The 13250-nt window shown below is 63.9% G+C and carries 15 protein-coding genes and 2 pseudogenes; 8 read left to right on the forward strand and 9 right to left on the reverse strand.

All coding sequences use genetic code 11. From position 1 onward, the window contains the following. Nucleotides 1-127 precede the first annotated feature (127 nt). Nucleotides 128-463, forward strand: a complete 336-nt coding sequence (locus CIT39_RS32040) for a hypothetical protein (protein WP_094976332.1) — start codon at nt 128-130, stop codon at nt 461-463. A gap of 120 nt (nt 464-583) precedes the next feature. Here the strand turns inward: CIT39_RS32040 and CIT39_RS32045 are convergent, their stop codons facing one another. The 7 genes from CIT39_RS32045 to CIT39_RS32075 all read right to left on the reverse strand — a co-directional run bounded on the left by CIT39_RS32045 (nt 584) and on the right by CIT39_RS32075 (nt 5917). Then, complete coding sequence (locus CIT39_RS32045; RefSeq protein WP_162308793.1) at nt 584-1312, reverse strand: ABC transporter ATP-binding protein; 729 nt, start codon at nt 1310-1312, stop codon at nt 584-586. Then, nucleotides 1305-2072 (reverse strand): ABC transporter ATP-binding protein, encoded by a 768-nt coding sequence (locus CIT39_RS32050; RefSeq protein ID WP_094976331.1) that lies wholly within the window; start codon nt 2070-2072, stop codon nt 1305-1307. The genes CIT39_RS32045 and CIT39_RS32050 overlap by 8 nt, the downstream gene beginning before the upstream one ends. Next, the gene (locus tag CIT39_RS32055; protein WP_094976330.1) at nt 2065-3009 is read right to left on the reverse strand and encodes a branched-chain amino acid ABC transporter permease; all 945 of its coding nucleotides are present in this window, start codon (nt 3007-3009) and stop codon (nt 2065-2067) included. Before CIT39_RS32055 ends, CIT39_RS32050 begins: the two co-directional genes overlap by 8 nt. Then, nucleotides 3006-3923, reverse strand: coding sequence for a branched-chain amino acid ABC transporter permease (locus tag CIT39_RS32060; protein ID WP_094976329.1), 918 nt, complete (start codon nt 3921-3923; stop codon nt 3006-3008). Before CIT39_RS32060 ends, CIT39_RS32055 begins: the two co-directional genes overlap by 4 nt. Nucleotides 3924-4229: 306 nt before the next feature. Then, complete coding sequence (locus CIT39_RS32065) at nt 4230-4448, reverse strand: hypothetical protein (protein ID WP_094976328.1); 219 nt, start codon at nt 4446-4448, stop codon at nt 4230-4232. Between the two features lies 1 nt (nt 4449). Then, the gene (locus CIT39_RS32070) at nt 4450-5106 is read right to left on the reverse strand and encodes an acyl-homoserine-lactone synthase (RefSeq protein ID WP_162308794.1); all 657 of its coding nucleotides are present in this window, start codon (nt 5104-5106) and stop codon (nt 4450-4452) included. An 82-nt stretch (nt 5107-5188) separates the two neighbouring features. After that, on the reverse strand, nt 5189-5917 hold the full coding sequence (locus CIT39_RS32075) for a LuxR family transcriptional regulator (RefSeq protein WP_094976326.1): 729 nt from the start codon (nt 5915-5917) through the stop codon (nt 5189-5191). A 165-nt stretch (nt 5918-6082) separates the two neighbouring features. Here CIT39_RS32075 and CIT39_RS32080 point away from each other — a divergent pair, with 165 nt between their 5' ends. After that, entirely contained in the window at nt 6083-6259 is a 177-nt protein-coding gene (locus CIT39_RS32080) for a hypothetical protein (protein WP_094976325.1), read from the forward strand. 42 nt (nt 6260-6301) lie between these two features. Here the strand turns inward: CIT39_RS32080 and CIT39_RS32085 are convergent, their stop codons facing one another. After that, nucleotides 6302-6514, reverse strand: coding sequence for a hypothetical protein (locus CIT39_RS32085; protein ID WP_094976324.1), 213 nt, complete (start codon nt 6512-6514; stop codon nt 6302-6304). A 298-nt stretch (nt 6515-6812) separates the two neighbouring features. On the opposite strand from CIT39_RS32085, the gene kaiC reads away from it, so the two are divergent. From kaiC to CIT39_RS32115, 6 genes and pseudogenes are all read left to right on the forward strand, one after another. Beyond that, a complete protein-coding gene (kaiC, locus tag CIT39_RS32090) occupies nt 6813-8510 on the forward strand; it encodes a circadian clock protein KaiC (RefSeq protein WP_094976323.1) in 1698 nt (565 codons plus the stop codon). 3 nt (nt 8511-8513) lie between these two features. Beyond that, nucleotides 8514-8801: a circadian clock KaiB family protein gene (locus tag CIT39_RS32095; protein WP_094976322.1), complete on the forward strand. Its 288-nt coding sequence runs from the start codon at nt 8514-8516 to the stop codon at nt 8799-8801. 5 nt (nt 8802-8806) lie between these two features. Next, on the forward strand, nt 8807-10285 hold the full coding sequence (locus CIT39_RS32100; protein WP_094977029.1) for a sensor histidine kinase: 1479 nt from the start codon (nt 8807-8809) through the stop codon (nt 10283-10285). A 52-nt stretch (nt 10286-10337) separates the two neighbouring features. Next, nucleotides 10338-10555: pseudogene (locus tag CIT39_RS32105) on the forward strand (LysR substrate-binding domain-containing protein); the annotation flags it as partial. A gap of 126 nt (nt 10556-10681) precedes the next feature. Next, complete coding sequence (locus tag CIT39_RS32110) at nt 10682-11560, forward strand: shikimate dehydrogenase (protein WP_094976321.1); 879 nt, start codon at nt 10682-10684, stop codon at nt 11558-11560. 103 nt (nt 11561-11663) lie between these two features. Then, a pseudogene (locus tag CIT39_RS32115) lies at nt 11664-11895 on the forward strand (3-keto-5-aminohexanoate cleavage protein); the annotation flags it as partial. A gap of 51 nt (nt 11896-11946) precedes the next feature. On the opposite strand, the gene CIT39_RS32120 reads toward CIT39_RS32115, so the two are convergent. After that, the gene (locus CIT39_RS32120; protein ID WP_094976320.1) at nt 11947-13119 is read right to left on the reverse strand and encodes an ABC transporter substrate-binding protein; all 1173 of its coding nucleotides are present in this window, start codon (nt 13117-13119) and stop codon (nt 11947-11949) included. Between the last annotated feature and the right edge of the window lie 131 nt (nt 13120-13250).

A 13250-nucleotide genomic window follows, 5' to 3' on the forward strand; every position in this document is an offset into this window, starting at 1 on the left:
GCTCGGCCTGATTTATCGCCTGTCCTGCAGAACCACTCTGATCGAGATCGAGATGGTTCGCATGGTGCGCTAGTCGTCCATCATTGCGGATTGTGTAAGACGGATTGACCGGACCACGGAGAGTTTCATGCGCAAGCTGATTCTGATCGCCGCGCTGTCGGTGCTCACGACGCAAGCTTATGCCGGCGGCTCGCGGAGCCTTAGCCTCGCGGCGACCAATGCAACCCAACAGATGCCCGAGCAGCCGGCGACGACCGCCGCGGTCGCGCCGCAGGCGACCCAGCCGCCGGCGAATGTCCAGGCGGCGACCACCGCACCTGCTTCAACTGTGGCGGCAGCGCCGGCCGCAACAGCCGCCGCGCCGACTACCCGCACCACGGAAAAAACCAAGCCGAAGCACCGTCGACCGTCCACCGAAGCACGCGTGATTCGCGAATTGCATCGGCATGGGATTTATTGGTGAGAGGACACGGCTCTCGCCTCCGCCATTGCGAGTGTAGCAGCAATCAAGAAGTGTGCCGGTGGAGGGATTCTGGATTGCTTCGTCGCTTCGCTCCTCGCAATGACGGGGAGAGAGCGGGGCTCAGATCCCCAGATATTTATGCTGCAGATCCGGCTCGGCCATCAGTTCGTCCGACGTGCCGCTCCATACCGTCCTGCCGCGCTCGATGATGGTGTGGCGATCGCAGATGCGGGCGAGGTGGTCGACGTTCTTGTCGACGACCAGGATCGACTGGCCCCGGCTCTTGAGCAGCGACAGGCAGTGCCAGATCTCTTCGCGGATCAGCGGCGCGAGGCCTTCGGTCGCCTCGTCCAGGATCAGCAATTTCGGGTTGGTCATCAGCGCGCGGCCGATCGCCAGCATCTGCTGCTCGCCGCCGGAGAGCTGGTTGCCCATGTTGGCGGCGCGTTCGGCGAGGCGCGGAAACATCACGTAGATCGCGGCCAGCGTCCAGGGATTGGGGCTGCCGAAGCGGTCGGCGGCGGCCGCGACCAGGTTTTCGCGCACGGTGAGGTTCGGAAAGATCTGGCGTCCTTCAGGGACCAGACCGACGCCGAGCTTTGCGATCCTGTAGGACGGAAGCTGCCTGACCTCGGCGCCCGCGAAACGAATGCTGCCGGCGCGGGCCGGCGTCAGGCCCATGATGGAGCGGATGGTCGTGGTCTTGCCCATGCCGTTGCGGCCCATCAGCGAGACCATCTCGCCCGGCTTGATCGACAGCGACAGGCCGAACAGCACCTGGGAGAGGCCGTAGCAGGTCTCGATGCCGTCGACTTCGAGCAGCGTGTCAGCCATCACCTTTTCAGACATGGTGCGTCACCACGTGCTGGTCGCCGAGATAGGCGCGCTTGACGTCCTCGTTGGCACGGATCGCGGCCGGATCGCCCGAGGCGATGACGCGGCCATAGACCAGCACCGTGATGCGATCGGCCAGCGCGAACACCGCCGGCATGTCGTGCTCGACCAGCACGATCGAGACTTCCTTGCGCAGCTCCTGGAGCAGCTTCACCATGCGCTGGGATTCGGTGACCCCCAGCCCGGCCATCGGCTCGTCGAGCAACAGCAGCTTCGGCTTGCTCGCCAGCGCCACCGCAAGCTCGAGCTCGCGGCGCTCGCCATGGCTGAGCCTGTTCACCACGACATCGGCACGATGCAGCAGGCCGACGCGATCGAGCGCGGCGTGCGCGGTATCGCGCAGGGATCGCTCCTTGCGCGCATTGGCAAAGAAGCGGAACGAGGTGCCGGCATGAGCCTGCGCCGCCAGCGCGACGTTGTCGGCAGCGGTGAAGTCCAGCAGCAGCGAGGTGATCTGGAACGAACGCGCAAGACCGAGCGCGCAGCGGCGATGGGCCGGCAGATAGGTGATGTCGCGACCGCCCAACGAGACGCTACCGGAATGCGGCTCGAGATGCCCGGTGAGCTGGCTGATCAGCGTGGTCTTGCCGGCGCCGTTCGGGCCGATGATGGCGTGCAGCTCTCCGGCCGCGACGTCGAGCGAGACATTATCCGTCGCGATGATGCCGCCGAATCGGCGCACCAGCTTTTCGACGCGGAGCAGGGGTTCAGCCACGGCCGATCCTCCCCAGCAAGCCCATGATGCCGCCGCGTCCGAACAGCACGATCAACAGCAGCAGCGGACCCATGATCAGCGCCCAGTATTCGGTGAGCTGCGACAGAAACTCTTCCAGCAACAGATACACCACCGCGCCCACGACCGGGCCGAACAGCGTGCCCATGCCGCCCAGGATCACCATCACCATGAGGTCGCCGGAGCGCGTCCAGTACATCACGGCCGGGCTGACGAAATCGGTGTTGTTGGCGAGCAGCGCGCCGGCGAGGCCGCACATCGTCCCTGAAATGACGAAGCAGACGAGCTTATAGCGCTTGGCGGGAAAGCCGATCGCCTGCATGCGCTGCTCGTTGGAGCGCAAGCCCTGCACGACGAGGCCGAAGCGCGAATTGACGATGCGCCAGATCAGGAAGATGACACCGAGCAGGCAGGCGAGGCAGAGATAATAGAACTGCGTGCGGTTGGAGAGGTCGATCAGCCCGGAGAAGTCGCTGCGCTTGTAGACGGTCAGGCCGTCATCGCCGCCGTAGCGGGCAAGGCCGGAGGCGACGTAATAGGCCATCTGCGCGAAGGCGAGCGTGATCATGATGAAATAGACGCCGCGGGTGCGCAAGCTGAGTGCGCCGATCACGAGGCCGTAGATTGCGGAAGCCGCGAGCGCGACCGGAAACTGGATGAAGCCTGAGCCGACACCTTCCTGCGCCAGCATGCCGACCGCGTAGCCGCCGATGCCGAGATAGGCGGCGTGGCCGAAACTCATCATGCCGCCGAAACCCATGATGAGATTGAGACTCGCGGCCGCCAGCGCCAGGATGATGATGCGGGTGAACAGCGTCAGGATGAAGATGTTGCCGGAGAGTTGCGAATAGAGCGGCAGCAGCACGAGGCCGGCCAGCATCAGGGCCGTGACGGCCTTGCTCACAGTCAAACTCTTCATCGACGGTTGGCCGGAAACAGCCCCTCCGGCCGCACCACCAGCACGACCGCCATCAGCAGATAGATCAGCATGGAGGACAATGCGGGTGCGGCGGTGGAGGCGGCGGCGCCGCTCAGCACCTGCCGCAGCAGATTGGGCAGAAAGGCGCGGCCGAGCGTGTCGATCATGCCGACGAAGATCGCGGCGAGGAACGCGCCGCGGATCGAGCCGATGCCTCCGATCACGATGATGACGAAGGCGAGGATCAGGATGTTCTCGCCCATGCCGATCTGCACGGTGAGGATCGGCGCCTGCATCAGCCCGGCGAGGCCGGCGAGCGCGGCGCCGAGGCCGAACACCAGCGTGTAGAGCAGCTTGATGTTGATGCCGAGCGCGCCGATCATATCGCGGTTGGAGGCGCCGGCGCGGATCAGCATGCCGATGCGCGTGCGCATCACCCCGAGATAGAGCAGCAGCGCCACCAGCAGCGCCACCACGATGATGGCAAGCCGATAGGCCGGATAGTGAATGCCGGGCAGGATCGGCACCGGCACCGTGAGCCAGGCCGGCAGCGGCAGCGCAAGGCCGGCCGGCCCCCAGATCAACCGCACGGCTTCGTTGAAGAACAGGATCAGCCCGAAGGTTGCGAGCACGTGGTCGAGATGATCTCGCCCATAGAGATGCCGCAGCGCCGACATTTCGAGCACGATGCCGAGGATCAGCGTGGCGCCAAGCGCCAGCAGCGCGCCGAGCAGGAAGCTGCCGGTCCAGGCCGCGAAGGTCGCTGCGAAATAGGCGCCCATCATATAGAGCGAGCCGTGCGCGAGGTTGACGAGATCCATGATCCCGAACACCAGCGTCAGGCCGGCGGCGAGCAGGAACAGCAGCAGGCCGAACTGCAATCCGTTCAGGAACTGTTCGACGACGAGCAGCATCAAGACTCTTTCAGGCGCACGCGGTGTCGCGCCGATGTTCGAACATTGTCGCCATCAGTGAAAGAGCTCCCCCTTGCCTCATCAAGGCGGAAAAATGGGTAATGGCAGTATCGTTCCGAGGCAAGAGCGATTCGACACCGAACATGCACTTTGTTGCATGCCGGTGCATGTGATCGAAATGGCCTCGCAAAACGCCCTTGCAAGAAGGCTGCCGCGCCGGCTGGGGCAACCTGCCGCACCCAAACGATCGCCCTCCCCCCGCCGCCGGGAAGAGGGTGTGGAATTCTTGGGATCGATGAGATGCGTCTAGTGCGACGTCACCTGCCGGGAAAGATCATCCAGTTCGGCGAGCACGCTGTTGGCCGTCGAAGCCTCCAGCGCCGCCATCCGGAACAGATAGGCGAGCGTCGCCAATCCGGTGTCCTCCGCCATCTGTGCCAGCTCGAGCGCCATGTCCGACATGTAGCCGAGATTCTCGTCCCTGATCTGCGCCATGATCTGGCTGTCCCGCATCATGTTCGACATCTCAGGCGCTCTTTCGTTGCGCGGCAAGGCCGCAGAGGTTGGCACGGGCGACGGCGTCGAGATGCGGGCCGTCCTGGCGCACGACCGAATTCATGCCGATACGATCGTGCAGGGCATCGAGGGTCTCGCGACGAATGTCGATGGTTGCCGCCATGGTCCACGCGTTCTCCACCAGAGCCGGCAGGCCAAGCGGGGTCACCACGAAGCCGGCCTCGTGGAAGCGTGGCAGCCACCAGGTCTCCATGATCGCGCTGACCTGCGCGATCCCCTGATTGAGGCAGAACTCCTGCACCGCCGCCATCAGTTGCAGGTTGAGCGCGCCGTCGCGGCGATCACGCACGACGAAGTAGCGCGACCATTCCCAGACCAGCGGATCCGCGGGGCAACCGCGCACCGACGCCAAATGCGGGAACACCTCGCTCATCATCGAGGGTTTGGTCGTCGGGTAGAGCCGGTGACCACCAATGATCCGCCGCCCCTCGAGCGCAAGCAGATAGACGGTATCCTCGTCGTCGTAGGAATCGATCTCGCGGCAATCCGGCCTGCGCAGCGCCTCCCAGTGCCGCTCTTCGACGAAGACGTCGTGGCGCAACCGGAAATGCTGCTCGATCACGTCTTCATAAAGGTGGCGATTGACCGCAGAAATAGCATGAATCATGAAATCCCCCATTCATCCTCAATGGAGGCAGAGTCGGCGAAAAGGGCCGGGTTCGATACTGGGAAATTTCCCAGTACGGCACTTACGGATTGATGATCTTGTTCCGAATCGCCAGCGCCACCGCATGCGTGCGGTTGACGGCACCGAGCTTGCGCCCGGCAGTCGCAAGATGCTCTTCCGCAGTGCGCTGCGTGATGTGCAGAATCTCGCCGATCTCCCAGGCCGACTTGCCCTGTGAGGCCCAGGAGATCACCTCGCGCTCGCGCGGGGTGAGGCGCGCCGGGGGATAAGGCGTCGGCTCAAGCAGACGCCGAATGTGGTCGAAGCCATACATCGCCATCAGGTGCAGCGCCGGCTTGCTTCGCGGATTGAGGTCGAGATGAACGCCGCCAAGCGACACCGCGGCTTCATAGCCGGTGAGCCCGTGGATCGGCACGATGAAGCCCCGCGACATGCCAAACTCGCTGGCGCGGTTCATCACCTCGGCCGCATCGGGCTCGAGCTCGGCGTCATAGGGCGCTTCCGACCATTCGAACGGATTGACCGATTGCCGGCACAGCCGCACCACGGGATCGAAGCGGTCGTAATTATTCTGGGTGTAGAGGCTGAACCAGCCGGCCGGCCAACGCTTGGCGAGCACCATCTGCGCAAACCGTTGGTCGGGATTGGGCAAGCCCGTCACGATGATGGTTTCGAAGCCGAATCGACCGAACGCCGTTTCGAGCGCATCCATGGCCTCGGGCACCTTGCGATAGGTCCCTAGCCCCTCAATGAAGTCGAGCGCCTCCCGGCCATAATCTACGGCAGACATCGGTGCGTTTCCTGACCCACAGGGCCTCGTATAGCACGTATTCGAGGACTGCCTCAATTCGCTGCTGCCGTAGTTTTCCGTGCTCATCCGTCCCGAAGATTTAAACTACTTGTGGCAGAATTGACGTCACGATACACCTGAGGCGACCGAAGCGGGAAAACCACGATGGAAGACGAGGACATCGCCCTCAACAGCGTGCTCGGCCTGGAATTGAACCGCGTGTTTTTCGCGGTCCGCGAAACGGCAAACAAGCAGAAGATCATCGAGTTCGCGCGCGAGGTGCTGCAAGGCGAGCGCGAGGACCTGGCCGAAAGCGTATTGCCGGAAGGGCCGGCGAGCTAAAACGTAATTGCAGCATGGCTCGCGCTGGCGACAGCCGGTGGCTCAAGCCCGCGACCTGGTCTTGAGATCAACAAGCGCGCGACGTCCGACCGACGTCAATTCGTCCAAAGTCGTCATGCCGGACTGAGCCGCGTCGAGCAGACGTGCCGCAACGAGCTTGCGGCTCTCGTGATCACCGCCATGCCTGACGTGACTGAAGGCAGCATCAAGCGCCGCATCCAAAATGGCTTGAATGCGGCCTTCCAACTCGTTCATGGTCTCACCAATGCGCCCCCGCGCCCAGCTGGCCCCTTATGCGCCGGCGCGGTAAACTCGTATGTTCACAAGTGAACGCAAAACTCTGGTGATTGAAGCGGCATCGTGTCGGGGGAGTGCTGTCTGTGCGCGGCCACTGAGCCCACATCATGCCAGCCGATCAGATGGGAGTCGGCAGAGCAAACAAACTCCAATCAACCAATTCTGTTCCTGGGCCAAGCGACAAAATTGCAGCTGCTTCCCTCTATGCGGCTCGCCAATATTTGCCTAGAAAAATCGTCTGGAACCAGGGCAGGGCATGACTGACGGCATCACGAAATCTCCAACCGGCATCGACGGCTTTGACGACCTGACGCTTGGCGGCCTTCCCACCGGGCGACCGAGCCTGGTGTGCGGGTCGGCCGGCTGCGGCAAAACGTTGTTTGCTTCGACCTTCCTCTTCAACGGCGCGAAGATCTACGACGAGCCCGGCGTCTTCGTCACGTTCGAGGAGCGTCCCGTCGACATCATCGCCAACGTGGATTCGCTTGGCTTCGACCTGCAGACGCTGATCGACCAGTCGAAGATTCACATCGAGCACATCGCCATCGACCCTTCGGAAGTGGCGGAGATCGGCGATTACGATCTGGAGGCGTTGTTCCTGCGGCTCGAATTCGCGGTGGACCAGATCGGCGCCAAGCGTATCGTGCTCGATACGATCGAAAGCCTGTTCTCGGCGTTCTCCAATCCCGCGATCCTGCGCGCCGAGATCCGTCGCCTGTTCGACTGGCTCAAGCAGAAGGGCCTGACCGCCGTCATTACCGGCGAACGCGGCGACGGCACCCTGACCCGGCAAGGCCTCGAGGAATATGTCTCGGACTGCGTCATCCTGCTCGATCACCGCGTCGACAACCAGATCTCGACGCGGCGCCTGCGCATCGTCAAATATCGCGGCACCGCGCACGGCACCAACGAATATCCGTTCCTGATCGACGAGGACGGCTTTTCCGTGCTGCCGGTGTCCTCGCTCGGGCTCGGGCACAAGGTGTTCGAAGACCGGATCTCGACCGGCGTGCCCGACCTCGACGCCATGCTGACCGGCGGCGGTTTTTACCGTGGTAGCAGCATCCTGCTTACCGGCGTCGCCGGCTCCGGCAAGAGCTCGCTCGCCTGCATGATGGCCGACGCCGCCTGCCAGCGCGGCGAACGGGCCCTTTACCTCTCGTTCGAGGAATCCGAGGCGCAGACCGTGCGCAACATGAAGTCGATCGGCACCGACCTGGACAAGTGGCTGAAGCGGGGCCAACTGCGCTACATCGCCGCGCGCCCGACCTTCTACTCGCTCGAAATGCACCTCGCGATCATCCTGCGCGAGGTCAACAGGTTCAAGCCGCAGCTCGTCGTGCTCGATCCGATCTCCGCCTTCACCGACTCTGCTGACATCGCCGAGGTGCAGGCGATGCTGCTGCGCATCGTCGACTACCTCAAGTCCAACGGCATCACCGCCGTTTTCACCCATCTGGCGAGTGTCGAGCAGGCGCAAACCGACGCCGGCCTGTCGTCGATCATGGATGGCTGGGTCCTTTTGCTCAACCGCGAGGCCAATGGCGAGTTCAACCGAGAGCTCTATCTGCTGAAAGCGCGCGGTATCTCCCATTCCAACCAGGTCCGCGAGTTCGTCATGTCGAACAGTGGCATTCACCTGCTGGAGCCCTATCTCGGCGAGGACGGTGCATTGACGGGTTCGGCCCGACGCAACGCAGAGGCGCGGGCGCGACGCGCCGAGACCGAGCGGCAGGCCGAGGTCACGCGCGTGCAGGACCAGGTCACGCAACGGCGGCGCCGCGCACTTGCCCAGATCGAAACTCTCAACGCGGATATCGAGGCCGACGAGGCCGAACTCAGGCGGCTGGTGACGGCCGAGGAAACCTATCAACAACTGAGCCGGGAAAGTGCCGCAGCACTGGCGCGCGGACGGGGATTCGACCTGTCTACCGGCAAGAAGAAGCAGGAATAATTCATGCCCGAAGTCGACAAAGAGCCCGTCAAGCTCGTCCTCTACGTCGCCGGCGAGACGCCGAAATCGCTCGCCGCGATCCGCAATCTCGAAAAGATCTGCTCCGAGCACCTGGCCGGCAAGTACAAGGTCGAGGTCGTCGACCTCAAGAAGCAGCCGCAGCTCGCCCGGGAGCATGGCATCGTCGCCATTCCAACCCTGGTGAAAGAGCTTCCGGTGCCGATCCGCAAGATCATCGGGGACCTTTCCGACACCCAGAAGGTTCTAGTTCATCTGTCGGTTGAGGAATGATGACGGTGGTATCGCTCGCGTCCGCGTTGACCAGGGACGAACTCGAGGCTCGACTTTACGAGGCCGAGGAGACGCTCCGGGCCATCCGCGAAGGCGAGATCGATGCCGTCGTCATCAAGGGCGGAACCACCGAACAAGTCTTCACGCTCGAAGGCGACGGCCACTCCTACCGCACCTTCATGGAAGCGATGGACATCGGTGCTGCCGCGTTCGATGCCGATGGGCAATTGCTCTATGCCAACCAGGCGCTGTGTACGTTGCTGGACCGGCCGGCCGACGGACTATCCGGACCGGCGTTGCTCGATATCCTCGATGCCGTCAATCAGACCACGTTCCGTCGCCTCCTGGCGCAGGCGCTGAAGGAACGTCAATCCGCTGAAATCCACGTTCGAGTGAACGACAGCGAGCGCAGCTTCCTTCTGACCGGCGCTCCGATCGATTTCGGCATCGTGAGCGGCGTCGCCATCACTTTCACCGACATCAGCGAGCGCGAGCAGACAGCGGCCGCCAAGGAGTCCGAGCGGCTGGCGCGGTCCGTTCTCGCCTCCGCCAACGAGGCCGTCATCGTCTGCGACCGCTCCGGCATGGTCACTCACATCAATACGGCCGCCGAACGGATCTGCGCCGAGGCTCCGATCGGGAAGCGGTTTGAAGAGGCGATCGCGCTGACCTTCGCCGATGCGGCCGAGCTGATGTCGGGTGCCGATATCGTCGCGATGGCCGTCGGGGGCACGCCGGTGCAGGGCTTGGAAGCCGCAGTGAAGACATCCGCCGTCGACGTCACAGACGTCATGATCAGCGCGGCACCGCTCGTCGTATCCGGCGACCGGACTCAGGGCTGCGTGGTCACGCTGATCAACCTGTCGCAGCGCAAGGCTGCCGAGCGTCGCCAGGCTCTCCTGATGGGCGAGCTCGATCACCGCGTCAAGAACACGCTGGCCATGGTGCTGGCGATCTCGGCGCGAACCGCGTCCCACGAGCGCACGATCGAGGACTTCCAGAAGTCCTTTTCCGGCCGCATCCAGGCCCTGGCGGCCACCCATACGTTGCTGTCCAACGCGTCCTGGGAGAACCTCCAGATCAAGGACGTGCTCAGCGTCGAGCTGGCGCCCTATGCGACGCTCTCCAGCGGACGCATCTCGATGGAAGGGCTGGATATCTCCGTCGACTCCAAGACGGCCGTCTCTCTCGGGCTCGTGTTCCACGAACTGACGACCAACGCAGTGAAGTACGGCGCGCTTTCGACCCGCGCCGGCAAGCTGTCGGTGCGGCGGATCGGCCTGCTCGATGACGGCGCCCTGCAGATCGAATGGGAAGAGCGCGACGGGCCCCTGGTGACTCCGCCGACGGTCACGGGCTTCGGCCAGACCTTGATCTCGCGCAGCCTCGGCAGCGGTCCCAACGGCGGCACGAAGCTCGAATACCGGCCGACCGGCGTGGTCTGCCAGATCCTGATTCCGAAATACGGCCACTTCCATTCCTAGAATATTGTCGCTGGATGGCCGCGCGCCTTCCATGAGATGATCCCGGAAGACCAGCGGCGTCTACAAGAAGGTCGACGATCTCTCCGCATCTCCAAGATCGGCCGCGGCGGCCTGTCCGAACTGCGGATCGGCTCGGTGCCGAGCATCTCGCAGGCGATGGTGCCGCGCGCGATCGAGCGCGTCCGCCGCCGCTATCCTGATTTGAGCATCGACATCAACATCCTCAAGCTCGAGGAGGCCATCGACTATCTTATGCTCGGCCGCGGCGAGCGATAAAAGGGCAATTGTGCTAGGCGGGGGAAAGGCTATCGTCGCGCCAGGAACTGCCCTCGGACTTGCGGGAATTTCCCCGCTAATGGCCGGGACCGAACGCTCCGTTTGAGACGATAGCGAACCATGTCCAAGCGCGGATACGCCGCCAGCAAGAAGCTCCTCACCGGCCTTATCGGCGCGCCGATCGCGCATTCCGCGTCCCCTGCCATGCATGAGCGCGCCGCGGAGGCGCTGGGCCTTCGCGGCCACTACCAGCTCATCGAGGTTGCCGGTGCCGATGCGGCGGGGCTTCGGATGATGCTCGAGGGCGTGCGGCGGCTCGGCTTCGCCGGCGTCAATGTCACCTACCCCTACAAGGAAGCGGTGGTCCCGCTGCTCGACGAGCTGGCGCCGGGCGCGGCCAGCATGGGCGCGGTCAACACCGTCGTCGTCAAGGACGGCCGCCTGACCGGCCACAACACCGACACCACGGGCTTTGCCCGCGCGGTGGCGCCGTTGCTGGCGCCCGCGGGGAATGCCGTTGCGGTGATCGGCGCCGGCGGCGTCGGCAAGGCGATCGCGTTTGCACTGGCGAGCCTGGAGGTGTCCGACATCCGCATCTTCGACAGCGAGCCGGCGCGCGCGGCGATGCTCGTCTCCCTGCTGGCGCCACGGGGCGGCGCAAGGATCGCCGCAAGCGTCGAGGATGCGCTGCACGGCGCAACCGGTCTCGTCAACGGCACGCCGGTCGGTATGCTGCCGGACCGGGGCATGCCGGTTGCAGCCACGCTGCTGCATGAAGGATTGTGGGTCGCGGATGCCGTCTACTCGCCGCTGATCACGCCGCTGCTGGCGGCGGCACGAGCCAGGGGCGCGCGGATCATGACCGGGCGGGAGCTCGCGATCTATCAGGCCGCCGACGCGTTCGAACTGTTCACGGGCCTTGCCCCGTCGACCGAGATCATGGGAGAGGCATTCGACGAGGTGATGGCGGCACGAAGCTCGGCCTATCACCCAGCGTAACATCCTGGCAGGCGCCCTGCTTGCCTTCGCAACCGCAACCGGCGTCCACGGCCAGGCTATCAAGCTCGCCGACGTCGCCGAGCTCTCGGGCGGCGGCGCCACCGTCGAGGCCAAATACGATCTCGCGCCCGAGCTGATGGCGCAGCTGCGCGCCAATCACATCCTCAACGACCGCGAGGGCGACGGCGAGTTCTTCCAGGTCTACACACATCTTCGACGAGCGCTTCTTCTTCGAGATCGTCGAGCGCAGGGATTATCAGGGATTTGGCGCAGCCAATGCCGGGATCAGGCTCGCGGCGCAATCGCGCGAAGTGCGGCCCGCGAGCATGCCGCGGGCGCAGGCCTTCTCCCTCTCCCCACAAGCGGGGAGAGGGAGAAGCGCCAGCTCACTTCATCTTGCACTTGTCGTGGAAGCGATCCTGGTCGTTCTCGACGATGGTCGCGACCGTCTTCAGTGAGAGCTGGCCTTCGCCGTCCTTCACCACGTCCTGCAGATAGAAGTTCTGCACCGGGATGTGGTTGTTGCCGTATTTGAAGGGGCCGCGCAGCGACTTGAAGTTGGCCTTCTCCATCTCGGCCTTCATCGCGTCCTTCTTGCTGGTGTCGCCCTTCACCGCGACCACCGCGCTGTTGATCAGCTGCGCGGCGTCATAGGCTTGCGCACCGTAATAGGTCGGACGCAGGCCGGTGTACTTCTTGCGATAGTCGGCGACGAAGCGCTTGTTCTGCTCGTTGGGGAGGTCGTTGACCCATTCCTGCGCGCCGGGCACCCCGAGCGCGTTCTCCTTCTGCAGCGGCAGCGACAGCTCGTCGACGGTGAACGCCGTGTAGAGCGGCATCGTGCTCTTCAGGCCGGCCTGGGCGTATTGGTTGAGGAACTGCACGCCGGCCGCACCGGGATAGAACACGAAGATCGACTCGGCGCCGGAGGCGCGCGCCTTGGAGAGCTCGGCGGAGAAATCGAGCTGGCTCGGCCAGACCGTGTATTCCTCGCCCTTGACCTCGCCCTTGAAGGTGCTCTTCACGCCGGCCAGCATGTCCTTGCCGGCCGCATAGTTCGGCCCGATCAGGAACACGCTCTTGACGCCCTTCTGGTTCATGTAGAGGCCCATGGCGGCCGGCGTCTGGTCGTTCTGCCAGGAGGTCGAGAACACGTACGGGCTGCACAGCTCGCCGGCGAGCTGCGAGGGGCCGGCATTGGCCGAGATCAGGAAAGTCTGCGAGTCCACCGCCGTCTTCAGCGAGGCCAAGAGCACGTTCGACCAGATATAGCCGACGATGAAATCGACCTTGTCGGACTGCACCAGCTTCTCGGTCTTCTGCTTGCCGACGTCGGGCTTCTGGCCGTCATCCTCGTAGATGACTTCGACCGGCTTGCCGTCCATCTTGCGGCCGATGTGGTCGAGCGCCAGCTCGAAGGAGTTGCGCATGTCGTTGCCGATCACGGCGGTCGGGCCGCTGAAGGTCGAAACGAAACCGATCTTGATGGTGTCGCCGGCGAATGCCGGGCTCGCCAGCACCAGCGCCGCTGCGCCCGCCAGCCAGAATGCCGTCCTCATAACCAATCCCCTCCACATTATTGAGCCCGGAAACGCGGTGATCGCCGCCCCGGGTCGTCTCTATTGAACGCAAAATTCATCGAGCCGCCAATGGCTCAGCGCCTGCCCTGCACCATATTTCGCCCTAATCG

It is taken from the genome of Bradyrhizobium symbiodeficiens (genome assembly GCF_002266465.3).
GTDB lineage: Bacteria > Pseudomonadota > Alphaproteobacteria > Rhizobiales > Xanthobacteraceae > Bradyrhizobium > Bradyrhizobium symbiodeficiens.